General features: G+C 36.6%; 18 protein-coding genes and 1 pseudogene. 16 read left to right on the top strand and 3 right to left on the bottom strand.

Annotated elements, in window-relative coordinates; genetic code table 11:
* Window positions 1-244: 244 nt before the first annotated feature.
* Entirely contained in the window at window positions 245-562 is a 318-nt protein-coding gene (locus tag RK02_RS12590) for a sunset domain-containing protein (protein ID WP_016183413.1), read from the top strand.
* Window positions 563-692: 130 nt separating this feature from the next.
* Here RK02_RS12590 and RK02_RS06275 read toward each other — a convergent pair whose 3' ends face one another.
* Window positions 693-2,123, bottom strand: a complete 1,431-nt coding sequence (locus tag RK02_RS06275; RefSeq protein WP_016183412.1) for a BglG family transcription antiterminator — start codon at window positions 2,121-2,123, stop codon at window positions 693-695.
* A 252-nt stretch (window positions 2,124-2,375) separates the two neighbouring features.
* Here RK02_RS06275 and RK02_RS06270 point away from each other — a divergent pair, with 252 nt between their 5' ends.
* The 7 genes from RK02_RS06270 (at window position 2,376) to RK02_RS06240 (ending at window position 9,289) form a co-directional block, all read left to right on the top strand.
* On the top strand, window positions 2,376-2,921 hold the full coding sequence (locus RK02_RS06270; protein ID WP_016183411.1) for an MSCRAMM family protein: 546 nt from the start codon (window positions 2,376-2,378) through the stop codon (window positions 2,919-2,921).
* A 1-nt stretch (window position 2,922) separates the two neighbouring features.
* The gene (locus RK02_RS06265) at window positions 2,923-3,501 is read left to right on the top strand and encodes a WxL domain-containing protein (protein WP_016183410.1); all 579 of its coding nucleotides are present in this window, start codon (window positions 2,923-2,925) and stop codon (window positions 3,499-3,501) included.
* Between the two features lie 26 nt (window positions 3,502-3,527).
* Window positions 3,528-4,568 (top strand): WxL protein peptidoglycan domain-containing protein, encoded by a 1,041-nt coding sequence (locus RK02_RS06260; RefSeq protein ID WP_016183409.1) that lies wholly within the window; start codon window positions 3,528-3,530, stop codon window positions 4,566-4,568.
* A gap of 149 nt (window positions 4,569-4,717) precedes the next feature.
* On the top strand, window positions 4,718-6,586 hold the full coding sequence (locus RK02_RS06255; protein WP_016183408.1) for a CAP domain-containing protein: 1,869 nt from the start codon (window positions 4,718-4,720) through the stop codon (window positions 6,584-6,586).
* A 44-nt stretch (window positions 6,587-6,630) separates the two neighbouring features.
* Window positions 6,631-7,653 (top strand): hypothetical protein, encoded by a 1,023-nt coding sequence (locus RK02_RS06250; RefSeq protein ID WP_016183407.1) that lies wholly within the window; start codon window positions 6,631-6,633, stop codon window positions 7,651-7,653.
* A gap of 133 nt (window positions 7,654-7,786) precedes the next feature.
* Entirely contained in the window at window positions 7,787-8,542 is a 756-nt protein-coding gene (locus tag RK02_RS06245; RefSeq protein ID WP_016183406.1) for an endonuclease/exonuclease/phosphatase family protein, read from the top strand.
* Between the two features lie 240 nt (window positions 8,543-8,782).
* The gene (locus RK02_RS06240; RefSeq protein WP_016183405.1) at window positions 8,783-9,289 is read left to right on the top strand and encodes a hypothetical protein; all 507 of its coding nucleotides are present in this window, start codon (window positions 8,783-8,785) and stop codon (window positions 9,287-9,289) included.
* 775 nt (window positions 9,290-10,064) lie between these two features.
* On the opposite strand, the gene RK02_RS06235 is transcribed toward RK02_RS06240, so the two are convergent.
* Complete coding sequence (locus tag RK02_RS06235; RefSeq protein ID WP_016183404.1) at window positions 10,065-10,541, bottom strand: sigma-70 RNA polymerase sigma factor region 4 domain-containing protein; 477 nt, start codon at window positions 10,539-10,541, stop codon at window positions 10,065-10,067.
* Between the two features lie 506 nt (window positions 10,542-11,047).
* Window positions 11,048-11,695 (bottom strand): copper homeostasis protein CutC, encoded by a 648-nt coding sequence (locus RK02_RS06230; protein WP_016183403.1) that lies wholly within the window; start codon window positions 11,693-11,695, stop codon window positions 11,048-11,050.
* 242 nt (window positions 11,696-11,937) lie between these two features.
* Between RK02_RS06230 and RK02_RS06225 the strand changes: the two genes are divergently transcribed.
* The 8 genes and pseudogenes from RK02_RS06225 to RK02_RS12360 all read left to right on the top strand — a co-directional run.
* Window positions 11,938-12,423, top strand: a complete 486-nt coding sequence (locus RK02_RS06225) for a MarR family winged helix-turn-helix transcriptional regulator (RefSeq protein ID WP_016183402.1) — start codon at window positions 11,938-11,940, stop codon at window positions 12,421-12,423.
* Entirely contained in the window at window positions 12,416-12,931 is a 516-nt protein-coding gene (locus tag RK02_RS06220; RefSeq protein ID WP_016183401.1) for a GNAT family N-acetyltransferase, read from the top strand. Before RK02_RS06225 ends, RK02_RS06220 begins: the two co-directional genes overlap by 8 nt.
* 182 nt (window positions 12,932-13,113) lie before the next feature.
* Window positions 13,114-13,956 carry a methyltransferase domain-containing protein gene (locus RK02_RS06215; RefSeq protein ID WP_016183400.1) on the top strand — a complete coding sequence of 281 codons (843 nt, stop codon included), beginning with the start codon at window positions 13,114-13,116 and terminating at the stop codon, window positions 13,954-13,956.
* 336 nt (window positions 13,957-14,292) lie between these two features.
* Complete coding sequence (gene trmL, locus RK02_RS06210) at window positions 14,293-14,802, top strand: tRNA (uridine(34)/cytosine(34)/5-carboxymethylaminomethyluridine(34)-2'-O)-methyltransferase TrmL (protein WP_026231377.1); 510 nt, start codon at window positions 14,293-14,295, stop codon at window positions 14,800-14,802.
* 14 nt (window positions 14,803-14,816) lie between these two features.
* Window positions 14,817-15,446 (top strand): histidine phosphatase family protein, encoded by a 630-nt coding sequence (locus RK02_RS06205; RefSeq protein WP_016183398.1) that lies wholly within the window; start codon window positions 14,817-14,819, stop codon window positions 15,444-15,446.
* 21 nt (window positions 15,447-15,467) lie between these two features.
* The gene (recD2, locus tag RK02_RS06200; protein ID WP_016183397.1) at window positions 15,468-18,104 is read left to right on the top strand and encodes an SF1B family DNA helicase RecD2; all 2,637 of its coding nucleotides are present in this window, start codon (window positions 15,468-15,470) and stop codon (window positions 18,102-18,104) included.
* A gap of 586 nt (window positions 18,105-18,690) precedes the next feature.
* Window positions 18,691-22,572 carry a Rib/alpha-like domain-containing protein gene (locus RK02_RS06195; protein ID WP_016183396.1) on the top strand — a complete coding sequence of 1,294 codons (3,882 nt, stop codon included), beginning with the start codon at window positions 18,691-18,693 and terminating at the stop codon, window positions 22,570-22,572.
* Window positions 22,535-23,367 (top strand): annotated as a pseudogene (locus RK02_RS12360) (hypothetical protein); the annotation flags it as partial. The gene RK02_RS06195 and the pseudogene RK02_RS12360, both read left to right, overlap by 38 nt.

Below are 23,367 nucleotides of genomic sequence, written 5' to 3'. Positions count from 1 at the left end.
AGCCGTACCGTCTCACCTTATACAGGTGAGTGGATTGAAATTCCTGCTTACCCGGCAGTTCGGTAATTTTGTGTATTAGTCTCACCTTACACAGGTGAGTGGATTGAAGTAATGGTGTTTTTGTGAGAGTATGATGAAGTTTTTTTGCTTAATAAAACAAAATTCTGTTTTTGTACCCTTAAGATTTAGATATCAAACATTCAAATGAATAAATTAGCTTTTTGGTCAGATAGGAGAAGTATTTGTGAGAAAAAATGATAGCTTGAAAATATATTTTGGCAAAGTGCTTATTTTTATTTTTGACAGCATGATGGTTTTCTTTGATTGTGTGGCTTATATATCGACTCTACTTGTTGCCGTCTTAGAAAGTCTTTCTAAATTCATTCGTTATTCTATGTGTAAACAATCCACTCAGCAAGTAACAGGGCTAATTAAAGGTTCTGCAAATTATATCTACCATACGCCAGATTCAAAGTATTATCATAAAATTACGCAGCCGATAGCCTGGTTTGCTACGGAGGCAGAAGCTGAAAAAGCAGGATTTAGAGCTTGTAAACAGTAAGAAAGATTAAAGCTTGTAAACAATAAAAAAAGTTGCCAAGATTATTCAAAGATATACACTGGTAGTTAATCAATTTGTTTGGCGCAAGGGCTAAACTGAAATAATTTTGTTTAGCTTAGCTGCCTAGTCTTTAGCTGTTGAGATATAAATAGTGTAGTACCTCTTGGAGATCTGCTTTGTAATGAGTTAAAGTAACCGGAAAAATGGGAATGTTCAATGGTTGTAAAAGGTGAAAGGGCTGTTCGCAAATAATTAAACTCTTAGGAGAAATTTGCGAAAAGTCAAGCTGATTTAGTTGGGTATAAACTTTAGGACAGATATGAATTTGTTTGGCATCTACCCAGCGACTGAGTTCTTGATGATAAAAGGCATGCCTGATTGGATCAGCTGCAATTAAATAAAGCTGATAATCTATTCGTTTTGTAGTTGGGAGTAAGGCATACATTAATTGAAATTGTTGGAGCGCTTGTTCAGTAAAATGGTAGCTTGGATAAAGCTGTCTTAGCTGGACAAGGCTTTTTTGTTGTTTTTGCGTTATTGGCAATATTTTTTCAGTAGCAAATGGTGAGCATATGGTTGCTTGTTCCATGGGAAAAAAGAGTCCAGAGAGGAATAAAGCTTCAAACGTCTTTTTTAATAGGGGATTTTTGTTTAGTTGAGTGGGAGTTATTTTTAGGTGAGTTAACATTCGTTGATAGTCAGCTTGGAGCGCTAAATTGTCTAATAGCCATGTAAAAGCAATTGAAGTGCAGTGGTTTGTATTTTTCGTTTCCAGAAAAGCTAGATAGAGGCCGAGATACGTTTGTTCATCATTAGAAAAATGAAAATCGGTAAAAAAATGTGTACCGAGTTGAGCGATTGTTTGTCCTAGCGCAGCAATCGACTGAGGCAAAGGAGAAAGCTTTTGTTGTAAATAGATGGGCTGGATTTTTGCTCGAGTTAGCTGAATTGCTAAGAAAATTGATAATTGGTTAAAGCTTTGCCAATCAAGTTGAAGCTTTTGTTCTTTAAGTGCTTGTTTTAGGATTAGTTGTGCCAATTGAAAGGAAGCTTGATCAGTCGATGCTTGATTTTGTCCGGTCAATGAGTAGAGATTCAAAAGTAGACAGCGCTGAAAATATTCTTGATTAAAAAAATGGGCCAGTAAATTGGCTTGATGTTGGCTTTCTTCTAGGTATTGCTGGAGCTTATTTTTTAGACGGAATGCTTGTGAGATGGAGCAATGGAGTTTATGGGTTAATGCTAGGTAGTCAAAGGAGTGCTGAATCATGATTTGACTGGCTTTTAAAAACAAGGATTGTTGGTAGAGCTGTTGTTTAATGTGGTGCAATTGCTTGTCGTCTGTAAGATTCAGTCGGAGGTGAGTGGCTTTTTTCTTAATGATTGGCATCTTTTTAGCATGAAGGAGATTGATTTTTTGACAGTCTAATTTAATCGTGGGGCAGCTAACCTTTAAGCTTTTGGCGAGTTGGCTAATCGAGCAGGAATTGGTGACTTGAAGGATTTCAAGTAAGTGGATCTGACGAATAATATCTTTTTCAATATATTTTTCGATTAACATAGAATCACCTGTTATTCAATTTTATTGTTCATTTAATGAGGGAATGCTTGCTAATGCGCGCAAGCTACCAAAGCTATTTTAATCATAAAGCTTTCAAATGACAAGTATAAGCATTTTTCAATTTTTTTCTATTTCAAAGGATTTGACAATAATTTTAGAAAAAATTCCTTGTGTATTTTATTGTAAAATAAATCATAACCAATTAACTAACCAAGCGTTAGAGAGTTACAAGCTTAAAGGGGCAGTGATAACGTGATAAAATTATCCCCAAAAAAGTGGCTAATTGTTGGGCTAGTCATCTTGATTTTAGGCTACCTTTCTAGTGGTAGCGCTGAGGCAAGTCAAAGTCAGGCCACCATTTCTTTTAAGGAGTCAATTGCTCCGACACAAGTTGTGTTAACCTTATTCGATCAGCGTACGCAAGCACCTTTAGCCTATGCCCTTTTTGAATTGCGCAATGATCAAAATACCCTCATTTTTAGTAAGCTACAAACAAATAATCAGGGAAAAATTATTTTAAAAAAGCTTCCCTACGATGCTTATACGTTTATTGAAATACAGCCTCCCTTTGGTTATGTTTCCTCACGAAATACGCTTCACTTTACACTTACCAGCAAAGAACCAAGCCTTTCGCTTAAAATGTACAATCAAAAATCACCTAGTTCAAAAACCAATCCTTCCTTACCACAAGTCGGGGGTCATTCCTTTATACTTTATTTTTTTGTGGGCTGTGTTAGCTTGTCTGCTAGTATTTTTTTATTAATGATAAAAAACAAAAATAGAAAGAAGCGTGGATAAAATGAAAAAGAAAAAAGTGTACGTTGGTAGTTTAGTGTTAGGGTTATTGCTGGTAGTTTGTTATATGCTGCCTGTTAGTAAGGTTAAAGCAGCGATGTCGACCAATTCTGATTCTAGTATTTCCTTTCAAGCCGGGGCGTTGAGTATTTTGTCGGTGCCTAATTTTGAGTTTGGTACTTGGGAGATTAGCCCGGTTAATCGAACGTATTCTTTACAAGCAGATGCCAGTATCGCGGTTGCTGATTTACGTGGATCAACGAGTGGTTGGACATTAACTGTCAAACAAGAAACACAATTAAAAACGCAGCAAAATGAAGAATTATCTGGTGCGCAAATCTTGATGAAAGCAGGAACAGCTACACCAAGTACCGCCATTACTTTACCTTCGCAAATTCAATTGATTCCTGGCAATGCAGCAACCGTGATGACTTGTAGTGGGAATGCTGGCTCCAATTTAATCCAAGCGACTTGGCAAGGAAAAAATGTTACGTTAACAGTTCCTGGTTCAACCAGTAAATATGCCACGCAATATACGTGTACGCTCACTTGGACCTTGGCAGATGTACCGACGAATGAATAAGCAAATGAGATTTGGGGGAGAAAAAGTTGCAAAAGTTGTTTCAATATAGAAATTATAATCGTTGCTTATTGTTGCTAGTATGCTTATTCATCCTTTTATTTGGGCAGGCACGATTGATTTTTGCTACTGAAAATAGTGCACCTTTTGTTGTAAGAACGGAAAATAGTCCTTATCAAGTCGATCAGTCTAAGTCCTATTTTGATTTAAGACTACCAGCCAAGCAAAAGGTTGCATTAACTGTGCAGATTCATAATGTAGTTGATTATCCGGTAAAAATTAGTGTCAGTGTGAACCAAGCAACCACTAATTTAAATGGTTTTGTTGAATATGGTCCTTCTAACAACAAGCTTGCTAGCAATTTGCCTTTCGTTTTAAAAAGCTGTGTGACTATCGACCAGCCAGAATTAATCATTCCTGCTAAGGAAACGATTACTACGACGGTGTATGTAACGATTGCTGATGATCAGTTTGCGGGAGTGGTAGCAGGAGGCTTGACTTTTTTGGATGTGACGCATGAAAAACAGGGAGGTGACACAGCTTTTAACAATCGGTTTGCTTATACGGTGGCTATCTTGTTGCATGGGGCATTACCGGCTTTAGAGAATCAATTAAGCATTTTAACTGCCAAAATGAGTGAAATGAATCAGCAGCAGGCGTTATTGATTCAATTAGCAAATCAACGAGCCAATTATCTGAATCAGCTGCAGGTACAAGCTACTCTGTATAATAGTAAACAACAAGCAGTGCTTAAACTGAATAAAAAACAGTTGCAAATGGCGCCGAATAGTTTAGTTAGCTTACCTTTTTTTCTCGAAAATAATGCGCTAAGCTCGGGAAGTTATCGTTTGAAAATAGTGGCGATGACGCCTGAAGCTAAGTGGCAGAAGGTCCAAACACTCCAAATTAAATCCTCACCAATTCCTACCCTAGCTGGTCAAAACCAAGACCAAAACCCGGTTTCAGGTCAATTGCTATGGATCTTGATTATTTTCTTAGTGTTATGTATTTTTATTTTAATTGGGATTATTTTATATTTAATGCTTAGAAAGAATAAAAAGCAAGTCTAAAATATATCGATAATAGGCTGTCCCATAGTTTTGTGGGGCAGCTTTTTATGAATAAAAATAGGCAAAATACGCTTATGTTGGCTAGTTTTAACTAAACGTTTGTAATATAATAAAAGAAAACGTTTATTTTTAATTGGAGGTTAATTCGTATGAAGGGTTTAAAACTGGGATTATGCTTGCTTGGCTTCATCAGTTTTGGTTGCTTATTTGCTCGACCCACAATAGCTGCTGAAAATGCGCAACAGTATTTAATCGACCAAGCCAAAGCTGTAGCTGGTCAACGTGAGGTCCGTTTTAGTGAAACCATGTTACCGACCTCACCGGCCAATGTGATGGTAGGCATTGAGGGAACCTTTTATCAGGTGGATAAAGAGGCTGTTTTAAAGCGCATCAATGAAATTAGAAAAGAAGCCTATGATGAGCAATTGGTGGATACTTATGTGCCGATAAAGTGGTCAAGAGCGTTAGAAGAGATTGCTAAAACCCGTTCGGTCGAATCTAGTTTTGTTCTTGCTCATCGTCGGCTAACAGACAAGTCAATTTGGACAGTTGGCGATTCATTTGCTGAAAATTCAGGTGGTGAAAATATTGCGTGGAATAATGAGCGTGCAACTTCAGCGTTTTTATCTGCCATCAATCAGTTTTATGAAGAAAAGGCTACTTATATGCAGTACAAAAAAACAGGCGTATTAAGTGGTGAAACAGGGCATTATACTAGTATGATTAATCCAAATTATACAACAGTTGGTATGGGTGGCTTTTGGAATGAACAAAATTATGATTGGACCTGTGTAGTGCAACGCTTTGGTTCTAGTCAATATAGTAATGAGCTTAGTGATGATAGTACTTCAACTGAAAATGGTCAGGTGGTGCAAGTTTCAGAGGTTAGTACGGATAAATTGAGTCAATTGATGTTAAAAGGTCCGGATGTTTTGAGTTTTCCTAATGTTCAAGGCTTCTATTTATCAGCTAAGCTATTAAACGAAGAGAGTGTTTCAGTGTTTAGTCAAGGCGTTCACTGGGAAAGCTCAGATGAAAAGATTGCACAGGTCAATCATTTAGGGCAAGTAACCCCTTATGCAATTGGTAAAGTTACAATTAGTGCCAATCTAAATAATACGACGGTAACAAAACAAGTAACTGTACGTAAAATGGTGAAAGCAGAAGAGATTCATGTGAGCAACAAAAGTGGCTCATTGCCGCGTTTTCCAGATAAAGTTAAAGTTAGCTGGTCAGATGGTAGCATCACTGAAGAGAAAGTCATTTGGCCGGCTCAGCTAGAATCTAATTATCAGGTACTTCAGCCTAAAACCAATCAGGTAACTGGTCATATTGTAAATAGCGAGCTGAGTGTAGAGGCTACAATAGATACGGCGGTGGTTAGTCAAATTCAGCCATTAAATTTAAGTACGTATTCAGGAGAGATTCCCCAACTGCCGAACTTGATACCGGTGATTTGGTCCGATAAATCAATTTCTTTAGAATCTGTTGAGTGGGCTAAATTAACCCAAGAAATGGTAACCGTAAAAGAGGATAAGCAACTGGCTTTTTCAGGAATTTTGAGTAGTCTTTGGAGTCGCAATAAAGTTCAAGGAACCTTAAATATACGGATGCCTAAAGAGACGATTTATCGTTTGTATAATCCAAATTCAGGTGAGCATTTTTATACTAGTTCAACAGCTGAACGAGATGGCTTAGCCAAATTAGGTTGGAAAGCAGAAGGGATTGCTTGGTACGCACCGCTAAAAGGTGATCCAGTCTATCGTTTGTATAATCCAAATGCTTCAGATCATCACTATACGACTTCTAAAATAGAACGGGAGAATCTAATAAAGATAGGGTGGCGAGATGAAGGAAGTGGTTGGTTTTCTGGAGGCGAGACACCGATTTATCGCTTATACAACCGTTATGCTAAAAAAGCTGGTGCTCATCATTATACCTTGTCTAAAAATGAGCAACAACATTTAGTGAGCATTGGTTGGCAAGATGAATTAATTGGTTGGTATGCCGTTAGTTAAGGGTTATTTAGTTAATAGTAAGAAAGGTTAGGAGAAATTTTCAGATGAAAAAATGGCAAATTATTGGCACAACGTTAGGCTGTTTGCTTTTGTTAGCAGGCTGTCAAAAACAAAGCAATCAAGAAACGGCAGGTAGTCAGGCTGCCCAAACCACTAGTCAAGAGAAAAAAGTGTTGAAAAAAGACACGAATGAATCAAAGAAGGTTTCGACTAAAAAAAGTAAAAAGACTCAGCCAACCGATACTACTTTATATGCCAGTGTGTTGGATAAAGCTAGAAATGATGCAACAGAAACTCATGCCAGTGTATATTGTTTTTATGATTTAAATAAAGATGGTCAAAACGAATTGCTTTTGGCTAATTATTATAATAATCAACCGGTTATCAATAGTATCTATGCTATAGTCAATCAACAACCAACTGAGCTAGGCCAAAGTCGTGTTGCAAGTGCTGGCGGTTATCGTTCGCAAATCGCACTTTATCAAGATGGCAGCTTGTACTTTGAAGAAGGCCAATCGACTAGTCCCATCTTCCATGGAAAATTAATGCAATTAACTGCTGACAATCAATTACAGGTTATTAAAGAACAAGATTATTCCTATGTGGATAGCCGTGCCGAAGATGTCTTTGGGACTAAGGATAAACAGCCTTTAGCGCTTGATCAATTAAAGTGGCAAAGTATAACAGATGGGATGGATGCAATCGGTCTATCCATGCTTCAATTTGCAAGTATTGAAGGTACTTGGGGTGGTGGAAAATACCAAATTACAAAAGATCAAATTGTTCAGGGAGATCAAAAATTTGTAATTAATGGTGCAACAATTGAAGCCAATGGTGCGGTGAAAGCTGGTTTTTATACGCAATCTATTCAAGAACAAGCAGCCAATGATACTGAACCAAGACCAGGTGGGGCGATGATTTACTTTATTCCTAAGGGAGTGGATATGTCGACAACAATCGCTGGTACAACGATTACCGATGCTTCTGATCATAATCAAGATCGAATTTGGACAGGACAGAGCATGACAGGTTTTGCTGATAGTACAGCTTTTATTTATAAAGATTAATTTTTACAATTAATTGCAATTAATAAACAAGCTCACCGCAAATGGTGGGCTTATTTATTGTATCTGAGGAAGTACAGATTTTTTATAGAGATAATTCATAAAAAATAAATCTATTGATAAAATGAGGTGTTTTATGCGGGTATTAAGTTTAGGGGTGAATATGTTTGAATTATTTATTCATCAACAGGAGAGTTATCCTGCTTATTTAGAAGATAGTTTATTTAGATTGTTAAAAGAACATCAAATCGATGTTGCCTTGCTTCAAGAGGTGAGGAGTTCAAAGCTTCAGTATTTGCCCACGGATTTTCAGGCTATCTTACCGTTTCCTTATCACAGCCAGCCAACCGTTGATTTTAGAAATCATATGACTGTCGCTTTGCATCTTAAACAGCAGCAGTGGTTTTTTCAGCAAAACTATTTAAATCCAGTTGCTGGAAAATATATGGTTTCTATTCGTAATCCAGCTTATTGGACGATTCTGGGTGTACATATGCCATTGTTACTAAAAAGAAATGAAGACAAAGCACTTTGGGAACATGTTTTATTAGATGAGCAGCACTGGCACTTGATTATGGGAAATTTTAATGCACACAACAAAAAACCATTGAACCACAATTGGCAACTGATGCAACGCCTTACCAAAGGGGAAGAACCGCTTTATCGCAATTTATGGCAAGAGGGATTAGAGCAGCAAAAAGCTTACTATTTAGATTATCGTGGAGAAAAGCACTTAGCAAATGAGACGCATTTTTATCGGACAACAAATAGTAATACGCAAATAGATTACGCTTTAGGCCGGAATATCGATCTTAATGAAATCATTTTGGATATGCGTACGTTGAGTTTTACCAATCACTGTGCGCTAATTGTGGATTGTTGTAAACGGTGAATTTATATAAAAAATTATTTAATCAGCATTACTTGTTATTTTATTCTTTCACATATTATTTATTATCGAGGGATATATATTTGCGTGCACAAATATATTGACTAATATTCTTAATTTATTTTCGTTTAAATGAAGATGAAGGTTAGTGAAATGGCTGATTTTAGCATTTTTATCCGTTCTTATTTTAGATAATTTAATAAACACAGTATTGTAATCGTTTTCTTAAGTGGTATAATAATTATGGTTACTAGTAATTTAAATGTTAAACATATTATTTTAAAATATATTGAATTATTTAATATTGAATACTTAATGAAAGTAAGTGAAAATATGCAAAATTTTCAAGGCGATGAGCACACAGTGATTGAAAAAATGATCAAGGTAGAAGCTGAACAGCGATGGAACGATACCGGAATTGATCTTTATCCAGATTCGTTTGTAACAATTACTTATAAGGGAGGATTTTGTAAAATCAATGATAGTGAACGATTACTTAGTGCGGCAGATCATCGATTAAAAAGATCAGTTTCTAGAAATATACCATATGAGTTTCCGCCGGGGTGTTTAATCGGTAAAGTTGAAGAACGGATATTTCATATTGGTCAAGGGAAAGTTGTTCATCATCAAAGTGGACGGTTGTATTTATCTATTAATCGGATTATTTCATCGCTTGGCTTTTGTCAATTGGCTAGGGTGAATGGTTATTATAATGTAAAAATTACAGTAATGCCATTTGCGTTGATTTAACCTTTTGGCTGAAATGTAAATTTTTGTGGATGAAATGACTTTGTTAATTGAACAAATGAATATAATGAAGGTAGGTTGGATATTTGCTCAAACAAGCAAATTTTCTTGGTTGGCACATTATCCAGCAAAGGATGAGCAATTATAAATTGCTTGGATAAAAGTTCAATTATTTGAATCCCCCCACCCACTATTTTATTCAACTGATTTATATATTTGCTAATGGACGTATCAGGAAATTTGCTTACGTGCCAGCTCAATTCTTTGTGATAAACAAAAATAGTGCGATTTCACTATCGCACTATTTTTGTTTGTTCAGGTAAAGATACTTCAAAAGTGTTTATCCGACACGATTATGTATGGGATGAACGCTTTTTTTAACTAGATTTTTATTATCTTTAGATTATAAAAAAGCCTTGTTTATTTGAATGTATTTACCTATTTAATAATGTTTGATGAATTTTTGCATTAAGCTTGCGTTAAAAATTAACGTTTTTTTATAGGGTTATTTTATTTGGGCTATCTATTAAAAACACAGTATTTCCAATAAGTTTATTAGCGAATTTACAATAAAGAAAAAAAGTGGATTTATTTTTTATCGTTTGTTTTTCGGAAGTTTTGTTTTTTTTTTAAATAAGAGGTTTAATTAAAAAAGTGATAAGGGTTAAATCGCTGGTCTAATTGAAATATTTCCAAAATTATCTCTAAATAAGGCGATAAAGAGCAGAAATATTGCCGCTTTATCGCCTATTTATATCTGGCCTAATTACTGATTTTTTCAATCGTTTTGCAGAAATTGTTCAAAGTGGCTACGCAATTTTTGGCGATAATAAGCACGTAATTGTCTAGAACAACTATCACTACAAAGCTTAAGGAGTTGTTTTTGCTCCTTTGTATTTAACTGAGCGAAAAATTGTGCTAGCAGGATTCGTTCATCGCTTTGACTTGGTTGCACTTGTTGATTGAATACATAGTTTAATTGTGTTTCGTCAAGCGTATCAGGTAATTTTAAGACTGTTCGCCGATAATCTTGGGCGCGCCAATATAATAGTTGCCACAAGCGATTAACCGGATAGTCTTCTTGAAACGCTTGGATGGAAGGATAATCTTTGCTGGCCTGCCAAAGCTGGATACTCAAAATCTGCAGATAATCTTCATATTCTGACTGATATTGATGAATGGAGAGACGATGTAAAATTTTGTGCATCATGTTTTGATAATTCATAATTAATTGATCTTGCTCATAGGTATTCATTTTTTCTGCTTTCTCGTGCACGTGGTTTGATTTACTTAAGTAACCAGCTGTACTATAGCAGAAATTTTATAAAGTTATTTTTTAAAATAACGTAGAATGGGGATGTATTTGCGTATTTAAGAAATGAAGGAAACGATTTTTACCAAAAATGTCATTTTAAATTTAGAAAATTGAATAAACGAATGGCTCAAGAATAGTCTTTTTTATTTTTTATTTAATAAGTCAATATGTTAATTGTGAAAATTCATCGTCAAACGCTTAAATTTCAGCTAAATTTCGCCTGTTTTTCTGTTATTCTATTTTGTTAGAAGCTTAGAGGGTTGATTTATCGGCTTTTTTATTTATAACAATAGGTGTTTTAAATGGAAAATGCGAGGTAAACTAAGAATAGTGATATTTACATGACTTTTGTAAATGTAATTTTTCAAATCATTTTCATTAAAAGTGATAAATTTTAGATAAAAAAACAAGCATGACTAAGTTCTAGTCTGCTTGTTTTGTGCGATTTAATCTAATTTGACAATGTTACTGCCATGGACTTCGTGAATGCCTAATTTATTGGCGATTTCTTCAGCATTTTGATAGGTAATTCCTCCACCAGGTAAAATGGTTAGCCGCTGATTGGCATAATGAATTAATTCGGCGAGATGAGCTATGTTTTCCTCAATAGGCGTAGATAATGGGCCGCCGTGAGTCAAGATGCGACTAACCCCGTGTTCAACTAACCAATCAATCGCTGTAAATTGCATCTCTTTAGGAATTTGATCGAAGGCCATGTGGAAGGTAATCTCTAAGCCTTCGCTTGCCTCAATCAAGGTTTCTAGTGCTTCTTCATCTAACCAGCCACTTGGGGTTAAACAGCCAAAGACGACCCCGTCAACACCTAATTTTTTAGCTTCAATTAAGTCGGTATGCATGATTTTTAATTCAATATCATTGTAGATAAAATCACCTTTACGCGGGCGAATCATGACCATCACAGGAATATGTTTCTCACCAGCATAGCTTAAGGCTTCTTCAATTACCCCTGTGCTAGGAGTAGTTCCCCCAACTGCTAGATTGTCACATAATTCAATTCGATTTGCACCTTGATGGATCGCTAAAGGGATATCGGTATAATTTTCTGCACAAAATTCTTTGATGAGTTTTGACATTTTTCCATTCCTTTCTGATAAATTCTTTAGCTATTCTACCATATTCTATCCTTTATCGCATGAAATATCTTTACTCTCATTAAAATGCCTTTGTTACAGTCTATCTTTCAATCAATGGGTTTGCTTTTGTATGCGTAAGATAGCGTTGAGGAGTGACAATGCTGAGTGGTGGGTCTTTTTGTGTTGCAAATGCAACATTAATTGAGTATAATCAAAAAATAAAAGGATAAAGGAGCTAGTCAATGGCGGCAGAAATTTTACGGGCAATTGGTCGAATTGCTCGCGCGTTAGATTCGATTGCCAATGTTGAATTTAAAGATTTGGCATTGAATCGAGGCCAGTATTTATATTTAGTTAGAATTTATGAACAACCAAATATCATTTTAGAGGAGCTTTCCCAACTTTTACGGGTAGATAAAACAACAGCTTCTCGAGCGGTTAATAAGTTGGTTGCGCAAGGATTGGTAAAAAAGTATCAAGATACCCACTCGGCTAAACGTCAATTATTAAAGATAACGGCTGAGGGTAAACGCTTGGCGGAGTTTATTTTATTAGAAAACAATTATTCAGAATTAAAGGCTTTGCAAGGATTAAATTCAGAGCAGATTGAACAGCTAAGTACGTTATTGCAGGTTGTGGATGAAAATATTTTAAATGAATTTCAAACGGTTAAGGCTGGAAAAATACGCGATTATAGTCAAATGTTGAGGAGGAAATCGGATGATTGAGGAAGTAAAATCGACTGAAGTGAATAAATTGTGTGAAATTAGTCAAGAGACCTTTGTAGAAACGTTTGCGCCAGTTAATACGCCTAAGGATTTACAGGATTATTTAGCGCAAAATTTAACCATTGAAAAATTGCAGCAAGAGGTCGCTAATCCTGAATCATTTTTCTATTTTTTAAAAAAAGAAGGAGCGATAGCAGGGTTTATTAAGCTGAATGTCGGACAAGCGCAAACAGAGTACCAGAGCGCTGATAGTATGGAAATAGAAAGAATTTATGTCAAGCAGCAATTTCAAGGTCAAGGTTGTGGCCAAGAATTATTTACCTTTGCTTTAAAAAAGGCAAAAGATTTTGGAAAAAAGAGGGTTTGGCTTGGCGTTTGGGAGCACAATACCAAAGCCATCTCGTTTTACCAAAAACAAGGCTTTCAACAATTTGATCAGCATGTTTTTTGGATGGGAGACGATCCGCAAACTGATTTAATCTATCAACTAATTTTTGATGAAGATTAATCGTTGATGGACTACTTTGCATTTTTAGCTACTGGGTATGATTTAGTCAAGTTTCAAAATTTTGGAACTTGGCTATTTGTCGTATTTACGTATTACACATTGCTAGAGTCTTTGACCATGTGATATATTTTGAATGTAGATGATTTGAAAAAAATAAAATAAATTAGTAGGGAAAGTTTATAATGTTGAAAAAAATTGATCGAGCACGCATATTTTTAAATAAACAAGCAGCCTTATTTGCTTGTCCAATTTGTCATGAAGCGATGAGGCAGACTGAGCGTGGATTAGCTTGTGATAAAGGACACCGGTTTGATCTTTCTAAAAAGGGGACCTTATATTTTTTAAAATCACAGATAAAAAGCGATTATGATGCAAATTTATTTTTTCATCGTGCAAAAATGATTCAAGGCGGCATGTACCAACCCTTATTGCTTAAATTAGCTGATTTAGTAGCTAATCAAAAAGTTTTGGACGTTGGTTGTGGTGAAGGGAGCTTTTTGGCTCAATTACAGCAATTAACTCCTTTAAAGGCAGCGATTGGTTTTGATATTGCTAAAGAAGGCATTTATCAAGCGAGTAATCATGCAACGGATGCTTTTTGGTGTGTTGCGGATTTAACCAATTTGCCTTTTGCCAATCATTCTTTTGATGTGGTGTTAAATATTTTTTCACCCTCTAACTATCATGAATTTAAACGAGTATTAAAACCAGGTGGTCGCTTAATCAAAGTGATTCCTGATGAAAAATATTTATATGAATTACGCTGTGCCTTTTATCCGGATGACGAGAAAAAACAACGTTATTCAAATCAACAGGTGGTGGAAAAATTATTGCAGGCTTTCCCACAGACTCAATTTGAACGGTTAAGCTATCAGTTTGCCATCCCGGAAGATTTACGTTTATCACTATTAGAAATGTCGCCTTTAGAATGGGGTGTTTCGGATGAAAGAAAAGCACAATTGCAAGAAAAACCATTAGAAAAAATAACGATTGATTTGTTAGTTGCCATTAGTCAAAATCAATGAATTCAGACAAAAAAGCGAACTGTCATACTCCGATGATTTTGAAGATATTGATGAATTAACTTAACTTTTCCTAATCTTTTTAAACTTTTTTCAACTTTTGCCAAAAAAAATTCAAAAAAATTGAATTTTTTTGGCTTTTTCTCTTGCTAAGAAGATATGATAGTGATATAGTATACACAAGTTGTTTTTCATTGGTTTTTATCAGCATCCTGTTCTGATAAAAGTTAGTGAAAAACCTTCACTAACGTAGCTTCTCGCAGTGCTTGACACCGAGTGGGTTACGTTTTTTTTTATGCATAATTAATAAACTTTCTATTAAAGATAAGAGGATGATAAATAGTGAACCATATTGTATTATTTGAACCAGAGATTCCAGCGAATACTGGTAATATTGCTAGAACCTGTGCTGCCACGAATACGCCGCTGCATTTGATTGAACCTTTAGGCTTTAGTACAGATGATAAGCATTTAAAGCGAGCAGGATTAGATTATTGGCATAGTGTAGACATTACCTATCATGAAAACTTAGCTGCTTTTTTAGCCTATTTACCAGAGGATGCCCACCTTCATCTAATCACTAAATTTGCTAATAAGGTCTATAGCGAAGTTGATTTTAATGATGGTAAAGATCATTATTTTATGTTTGGTAAAGAAACAAAAGGGTTACCAGAAACATTTATGCGCCAAAATGAAGAAAAATGCTTGCGTATTCCAATGAATGATACGCATGTGCGCTCGTTGAATCTTTCCAATACAGCCGCATTGATTATCTATGAAGCGTTAAGACAACAAAGCTTCCCTAATTTAGAATTAACGCATCATTATGAACATGATAAATTGGATTAGAAAGGGAATAGAAGATGCAACTTTATTTTACACGTCATGGAAAAACACAATGGAATTTGGAAGGTCGTTTTCAAGGACGTGAAGGCGATTCTCCATTGTTAGAAGAAAGTTATGCTGAAATAGCCTTGCTAGGTGAGTATCTAAAAGAGATTCCCTTTGCGGCGATTTATACTTCTAGTGCTAAACGAGCGGTCAATACGGCAGAAACTTTAGCGAAGCATTTAAATACCAAAGTACCTATTTATGCTTTAGATGAGCTAAGAGAGTTTGGCTTTGGACAATTAGAAGGGCGTAAATTTGTTGAGGTGAATCAGGAATTTCCAGAAGCTTCACGGATGCGTGATCGTTTGGATTTGTATGATCCTAGTCCGTTTGCTGGGGAAAAGGTCGGGCATATGCTTCGACGAATGGAAGAAGCGATAGTTAGTGCCTGTCAGCGACATTTAGCAGAAGGACCAATTCTTTTTGTTGGTCATGGTGCCGCTTTTTCAGCAAGTATTCCTTGGTTAACTGGTCAGCCTTTAGCACAATTAAGAGAGATGGGTGGCTTAAAAAATAGCAGCTTATCGATTTTAGAAACAACAGACGGTATCTTACCTTATCAATTGTCGTTATGGAATGACACACATTTTTTAGAAAAATAGCTCATAAAGGAGGGGTGATTGATGAATGAAAAAGCTGAGCTAACCGGCACTATTCAAGCAATCTTTTTTGAAAATCAACGGAACTTTTATAAAGTAATGTTAATTAAAATTCAACAGACGAATTTGCCGATTAAAGAAAAAGAAATGGTGGTAACTGGAAGCTTCGGTCAGGTTCAAGAAGGAGAGTTGTATCAGTTTTTTGGTCAGTTAGTCAATCATCCTAAATATGGGCAGCAATTCCAGGTTGAAAGCTATCAACAGGCACAACCAACTTCTGCAAGTGGTTTGGTAGCCTATTTTTCAAGTGATCGTTTTCCTGGAATTGGGCGTAAAACAGCTGAAAAGATTGTGGATACTTTAGGCGAAAATGCCATTGAGCAGATTTTAGCTGATGCAAGTATTTTAGCTGCTATTCCTACACTCAATGAAAAAAAACAAAAGATGATTGTGGACACCATTTTAGCCAATCATGGGATGGATCAAGTCATTGTTGGTTTAAGTAAATATGGTTTTGGCAGTCAGTTATCCTTTGCCATCTATCAAAAGTATAAAAATGATGCTTTAAATGTTATCGAAAATAACCCATATCAGTTAGTCGAAGAGATTGAAGGGATTGGTTTTAAGAAAGCAGACCACTTGGCCAATCAATTAGGTATCGCCACTGATAGTCCCAAACGTTTACGGGCAGCGATTTTACATCAGATATTGCAACAGTCGCTTGAACAAGGCGATACTTATGTTTTAGCCCAAGATTTGATGGAGAAAACCTTAAGTCTATTAGAAGAAAGTCGACCAATTGAAATCGTTCCTGAACAGCTTGCGCAAGTGATTATTGAGTTAGTTGAAGAAGGAGCGATTCAACAGGATGAAATGCGTTTATATGAAAATAGCTTATTTTTTGCGGAATATGGCATTGCAAATTCGATTGCTCGTTTGTTATCAAGGAAAAAAGAAATTCATTATCCAAAAGAAAAGCTTGAACGTACAATTCGCAAAGTGGAAAAACGATTAGGCATTCAATATGGCGCTTCACAAATTGCCGCCATCAAAGAAGCCATTCAATCTCCGTTATTTATTTTAACAGGAGGACCAGGAACTGGGAAAACAACTGTCGTCAATGGGATTGTTCAGGTATTTGCTGAATTGAATGATCTGGATTTACAGGTACATAAATATACCGAAACAACTTTTCCTATTTTACTTGCTGCACCTACTGGACGAGCGGCAAAACGAATGAATGAAACAACTGGCTTACCTAGTGGGACCATCCATCGTTTATTAGGGTTAAATGGGAAGGAAAAGAAACCCTTAGTCGATGTAAGGGAGCTAGAAGGCGGCTTGTTGATTGTTGATGAAATGTCGATGGTAGACACTTGGTTAGCTAATATGTTATTCAAAGCAATCGGTAATCAAATGCAGGTCATTTTAGTTGGGGATAAGGATCAATTGCCTTCAGTCGGTCCAGGTCAGGTACTTCATGATTTATTGGCGATTGAAGAATTGGCTAGTTGTGAGTTAAATGAAATTTATCGTCAAGGGGAAGGTTCTAGCATCATTCCTTTAGCGCACGAAATTAAAGTTGGCCAGCTACCCAATGATTTATTAGAAAAAAAGGCCGATCGCTCCTTTATTTCTTGTCAGGCCAATCAAATTGAAACGGCAATTGCACAAATTGTTACTCGGGCGAAGGAAAAGGGGTTTAGCTCACAAGACATTCAAGTGCTAGCCCCTATGTATCGAGGGGTGGCTGGGATTGATGCCCTAAATCAAATGATGCAGGCTATTTTTAATCCACCGACAGCTAAAACAAAAGAGGTTTATTTTAACGAAATTTGTTATCGGATTGGTGATAAAGTTTTGCAGTTGGTCAATGCTGCAGAATTAAATGTGTTTAACGGTGATATGGGCATTATTGTCGGCATTAACTATGCCAAAGATACCGAAGACAAGGTGGATGAACTCATTATTCAATTCGATAATCAAGAGGTTACCTATCCACGCAACGAGTGGCAGCAAATTACCTTAGCCTATTGTTGTTCCATTCATAAGTCCCAAGGTAGTGAATTTAAAATGGTGATTTTACCAATGGTTCGGCAATATAGTCGCATGCTTCAGCGTAATTTGTTGTATACAGCGGTGACTCGTAGTAAAGAACTACTAATCCTTTTAGGTGAGGTCCAATCTTTTGTCAGCTGTGTTCAAAACGAAGCGGCCAATCGGTTGACGACACTAACTAAGCGTGTACAAGAACGGGATGAAATTACCGACTGGCTGCGCCTTAAAATCGATCAGTATGAAACCGCTCAGCTGGCTGATGAAATAGATTCGCTAGGTAGTTTCCAATCAGATAACCAAACAGCTGCAACGCTGCAATTGTCCAAAGATGATCGAGCAAAAGTCGATGAGTTATTTACTATTGACGAACCTACGCCATCTGCTACAACGCAAGAAAAACTCGACACCAATGTGCTAGAGCGTAAGCAGACAGGTCTTCAATACGATTTATTAACTGATACTAACCAGGATATTCAGGAAAAATCATTGGTTGAAGAAAAACAAAGTTTACCAGATTATTTGACAATCAGCCTGATTGAAGATGAAAGGATCGATCCATTGATAGGTATGGAGAATATTTCTCCGTATGATTTTATGGAATAAGCATTTGGCAAACTAGCAGACAATAAGTAAACATAGCTAGCTCCTAAATGAGAAAAGTCATTGCTAGCAACGAGTATGTAAATGACATTACAGCTAATCATTTAATAATTTGAAATAAGGCAGAGATAGAGAAAATACTTTCTATCTCTGCTTTTTTTTTGCGTTTATTGCGAGGGTTGATGCTATTCGTTGATTCAATAGATAGAAATAATGAAGGTGAGTAAATAACTAGCAAAAACGTTTTGATTACATAGAAAAAGCGAGCATTTTGTAAAAGTATGTAAACATTATATAAAAACTAATTTCAAAAATTCTAATTTAAATGATTGTAATTTATTTGATGAAAATCACAGAAAACACAATAAATATATGGTTGTTATTATTTTTTTTGTTATCTTAATCGAAATGGTGATAGAGGAAACAAAAGTATTTAATTGACTATGTAAACTTATTTTCACTGAGTTTTAGCGAGATTGGTTGAAAAAATATCGAAGGATAGTATAATTTTTGGTGATAAGAAATAGTTTTTTAATCAATTATTTCTTTTTATTTTTAGTCGTTGAATATGAGAGGAGTTAAAGTTGACATGAAAAAGCTAGAAAAGCATCGTCAGATTGAGAAAAAGAAATTTCGTTTTTCGCTACGCAAGTTTTCAACCGGCGTTGGTTCGGTTTTATTAGGGACTACTCTGTTTTTCAGTTTAGCAGTTGGGGTAAATGCAGAGACAGAAGGTTTTGCTGGCGATAATACGCAGATATTGAAGCACACATATAGAGAACCTATTGAAAAATTAGCTGAATCAGTAGCTATGCCGGAGATTAGCTACAAGGTTATTAACGGGCATAAGTATGTTCATTGGAAATTAACCTTTAATCCGTCATGGGCGAACTGGATGAACCCTAAATATGCGGTAAGTATTCCTATTGATGTAGTCGGCGATCCTATCAATATTGTAGAAAATAGATATTATAATATTGGTTCTAGTGATATCCTTAGAAGCTCAAACAAGTATAGTACGGTTGCTGCCTGGAAATTAGGGGATCGCAAATACTATATACCAGGTTCACAGTCAGATGGAGCTCAAGAGCATTTTCTATATGGGTATGATTGGGGAGATGAATATAACATTCAGGCTCCTTGGGGTCGAAAAATTATTAGTAATGATCATACGATGATTTTGGTAACCCAAGTAGCTGGTGCACAGGCGGACGATAAGGTTGTAGTAGAATTTGATACTGTTGTTAAAGCTGAAAATACACAGATGCCATTTTATGTGGGGCTTAAATCAAGAGAACTTTCGGGTGATTATTATCGTCATTACGGTATATTTAATATAAAAACCTCTCTTAACTTGAATGAAAAATATGAACCAACCGCAGTAGAGTCAAAAGCTGTCAAAAATGGCATTACATTAGGTGAAACATTAGCTAAATCCATGATTACCAATATTGATACAGGAAACACTCCTATCCCAAGTAAAGATATTGCTAAGGTAGAATTTGTTTCTGCTAGCACCATTGATACCACGACAGCAGGGGAAAAAGCCGTTCAAATCAAGGTTACTTATACAGATAATACTAGTGATACTGTTGCTTCTAAATTAGTAGTAAAACCTAAATTAACAGCAGAAATTAAGAAAAATTTAACAGCTAATGAAAAAGCAGCAGTCACCAGTACACCAGCTGTAGTACCTGCTGTTGAGAGAACCACGATTCAATCTACAAAAACTAACGGCTTAAGGATTGATGAACAAGGAAATCTAGTCGGTGAACCAACTGGTTTAGACTGGACTGGCGATAACGCGCAAAAAACGGAACAGCCTGTTGAGATTCCGGTAACTTTATCTAAAGATGATAATGGTCTTTATGACAATCAAACTATCAAAGTACCAGTAACTGTTTATCGTGATACAGATGGTGATGGTATTCCAGATAAAGATGATACTGATATTGATAATGATGGTATCAATAATGAAGATGAAAAAAAAGCCGGTCTAAATCCGTTTGCTGAAAAAACAGATGGTAAACGTGCAGATGGTACGTTAGATGCAGATAAGGATGGTATAACCAATGCTGATGAATCTGATGAAACCCAAAATACAATTACTGATAAAGATGGCGATGGGATAGCAGATATAGTAGATGCAAGTGATGCTAGCAAATATACACCAAAATTTGACACTATCGTTGTCGATCAAGATAAAGATTTTCCAAGTAATCCAACACTTGTAGATAAAGCGAATCTTCCAAATGGCACTACTTTTGCAATTGTAGATGGTACGCAACCAAGTACAGCTAATTCTGGTAATTATTCAGTAAACGTAGCAGTGACTTATCCTGATGGCAGTAAAGATACAGTTTCAGCTCCAGTACGCGTAAAAGAATTAAATGAAATGTATGAACCAGTCGCTAACAATGCAGTAGAAGTTCCTCGAAATGTTACTTTGGATGCACCTTTAGCAGATGCTAAAACACATATCCAAAACTTTGATCAATTGCCAACAGGTACAACAGTGGCAGTTTATGCTCAAGGTACAACTGATCCAGTTTCAACAGCGACTTTAGGTGCAAAACCAGTGACTTATGTTGTGACCTATCCAGATGGTTCGACAGACTCCATTAATTCTGCTGTTTATGTTGCACCTTCTAATGCAGATGAAACTGCTGTTGAAGGCGGCACAATCACGGTTGATCAGGACCATCTTTTAACTGATGAGGATGCGAAAAATGCGATCACGAACCATGCAGAGCTTGATGAAAAATATCCAGATGGTGTAACTTATACTTTTGATACGAAACCTAATACGACTTTACCAGGTGAAAAAATCGGTAAAGTAAAAGTGACTTATCCAGATGGTAGTTCAGATATTGTAATGGTCGGTGTCGTTGTTAAAGCAACCGATCCAGATACGCCAGTTGTTACACCGAGCGTTGATAGCGATGGTGATGGTTTATCTGATGATTTTGAAACAAATATTACACACACAGATCCAAACAAACCTGATACCGATGGTGATGGCATTAACGATGGGGATGAATTGTTAATTGAGACCGATCCAACCAAAGCTGATACGGATGGCGATGGCTATACAGATAAAGAAGAAGTTGATGCTGGTAGCGATCCAACTGACAAGGATTCAACCCCAGTGGACTTAGATGGCGATGGTTTGTCGAATGAAGAAGAAGCTACGCATAATACCGATCCAATCAAAGCTGATACCGATGGCGATGGCTATACAGATAAAGAAGAAGTCGATGCTGGTAGTGATCCGCTAGATAAAACTTCTACACCAAAAGACTTAGATGGTGACGGATTATCTAACGAAGAAGAAACTCGCCGAAATACCGATCCAACTAAAGCTGATACTGATGGCGACGGCTATACGGATAAGGAAGAAGTCGATGCTGGTAGTGATCCGACTGATAAAGCTTCAACACCAAAAGATATAGATGGTGATGGCTTGTCTAATGCAGATGAAAACACTCATGGTACAGACCCTACTAAAGCTGATAGCGATGGCGATGGCTATACAGATAAAGAAGAAGTTGATGCTGGTAGCAATCCAACTGATAAAGCTTCAACACCAGAAGATATAGATGGTGATGGCTTGTCTAATACAGATGAAGCAACTCATGGCACCGATCCAACCAAAGCTGATACCGATGGCGATGGCTATAGCGATGCTGATGAACTAAAAGCTGGTAGCGATCCGCTAGATAAAGATTCAACACCAAAAGATAGTGATAATGACAAGATTCCAGATGTATTGGATCCAGATGATGATAATGATGGTTATTCTGATGAGGTAGAAAAAGCAGAAGGTACGGATCCACTAGACCCAGATTCTAAACCAAAAGATAATGATGGGGATAAAGTGCCAGATTCAACGGATACCGATGATGATAATGATGGTTATTCTGATGAGCTTGAAAACCAAGCGGGTAGTGATCCATTAGATTCAGATTCTAAACCAAAAGATACTGATGGGGATACGGTACCAGATGTATTGGATGATGATGACGATAACGATGGATTTACAGATACGGTAGAAAACCAAGCAGGTACGGACCCACTAGATCCAAATTCAAATCCAAATACAATCGATACTGATGGTGATAAAGTGCCAGATGTGTTAGATACGGATGATGATAATGATGGCTATTCTGATGAAGTGGAAAATCAAGCCGGAACAAATCCATTAGATCCAAATTCCAAACCAACGGATACGGATAATGATGGTACACCAGATGCGACGGATACGGATGATGATAATGATGGCTATTCAGATGAAGCTGAAAATCAAGCCGGAACAAATCCGTTAGATCCAAATTCAAATCCAAATACAGTCGATACGGATGGTGACGGTACACCAGATGCGACTGATCCAGATAATGACAACGATGGCTTATCTGATGAAGAGGAAGTAGCCCATGGTACTAATCCAAATAATCCAGATTTATTCAGATGACATCGAAACAATTTATGGTAGTGATCCAAAAGATCCTTCATCTACACCAACGGATACTGATGGGGATAAAATTCCAGATGCCTTAGATAGTGATGATGACAATGACGGCTATACTGATGAAGAAGAAAAAGCTGCCGGAACGAATCCATTAGATGCGACTTCTCATCCAGAAACGCCACTTCCAGAAACGGATACCGATGGCGATGGTGCACCAGATGCGATTGATACCGATGATGATAATGATAATTATGTAGATGATATCGAAAATCAAGCAGGTAGCAATCCGTTAGATCCAAATTCAAAACCAGAAGATACGGATAACGACGGTCTTCCAGATAATTTAGATACGGATGATGATAATGATGGCTATACTGATACTGTAGAAAATCAAGCAGGAAGTAATCCAAAAGATCCTTCATCTACACCAACTGATACCGATAAAGATGGCATGCCAGATGCAACGGATACGGATGATGATAACGATGGCTTTACGGATGAAGCGGAAAACCAAGCAGGTACAGATCCATTAGATCCAAGTTCTAATCCGAACACAGTGGATACCGATGGTGATGGTACGCCGGATTCAAAAGATACCGACGATGACAATGATGGTTATTCTGACGAAGCCGAAAATCAAGCAGGAAGTAATCCATTAGATTCAGATTCTAAACCAACGGATACGGATGGGGATGGTACACCAGATGCGACCGATCCAGATGATGATAATGACGGCTATTCTGATGAAGCCGAAAATCAAGCCGGAACAGATCCGTTAGATCCAAACTCTAAACCAGA

The organism is Enterococcus columbae DSM 7374 = ATCC 51263, assembly GCF_000406925.1.
GTDB lineage: Bacteria > Bacillota > Bacilli > Lactobacillales > Enterococcaceae > Enterococcus_E > Enterococcus_E columbae.
The sequence above is the reverse complement of the archived record's forward strand: the minus strand, read 5'-3'. Positions and strand labels throughout refer to the sequence as shown.

Coding starts and splice junctions, on each gene's coding strand:
- RK02_RS06275 (WP_016183412.1), bottom strand. CDS start 2,123: ATGTTAATCGAAAAATATATTGAAAAAGATATTATTCGTCAGATCCAC.
- RK02_RS06265 (WP_016183410.1), top strand. CDS start 2,923: ATGAAAAAGAAAAAAGTGTACGTTGGTAGTTTAGTGTTAGGGTTATTG.
- RK02_RS06255 (WP_016183408.1), top strand. CDS start 4,718: ATGAAGGGTTTAAAACTGGGATTATGCTTGCTTGGCTTCATCAGTTTT.
- RK02_RS06250 (WP_016183407.1), top strand. CDS start 6,631: ATGAAAAAATGGCAAATTATTGGCACAACGTTAGGCTGTTTGCTTTTG.
- RK02_RS06245 (WP_016183406.1), top strand. CDS start 7,787: ATGCGGGTATTAAGTTTAGGGGTGAATATGTTTGAATTATTTATTCAT.
- RK02_RS06240 (WP_016183405.1), top strand. CDS start 8,783: ATGGTTACTAGTAATTTAAATGTTAAACATATTATTTTAAAATATATT.
- RK02_RS06235 (WP_016183404.1), bottom strand. CDS start 10,541: ATGAATACCTATGAGCAAGATCAATTAATTATGAATTATCAAAACATG.
- RK02_RS06230 (WP_016183403.1), bottom strand. CDS start 11,695: ATGTCAAAACTCATCAAAGAATTTTGTGCAGAAAATTATACCGATATC.
- RK02_RS06225 (WP_016183402.1), top strand. CDS start 11,938: ATGGCGGCAGAAATTTTACGGGCAATTGGTCGAATTGCTCGCGCGTTA.
- RK02_RS06220 (WP_016183401.1), top strand. CDS start 12,416: ATGATTGAGGAAGTAAAATCGACTGAAGTGAATAAATTGTGTGAAATT.
- RK02_RS06215 (WP_016183400.1), top strand. CDS start 13,114: ATGTTGAAAAAAATTGATCGAGCACGCATATTTTTAAATAAACAAGCA.
- RK02_RS06205 (WP_016183398.1), top strand. CDS start 14,817: ATGCAACTTTATTTTACACGTCATGGAAAAACACAATGGAATTTGGAA.
- recD2 (WP_016183397.1), top strand. CDS start 15,468: ATGAATGAAAAAGCTGAGCTAACCGGCACTATTCAAGCAATCTTTTTT.
- RK02_RS06195 (WP_016183396.1), top strand. CDS start 18,691: ATGAAAAAGCTAGAAAAGCATCGTCAGATTGAGAAAAAGAAATTTCGT.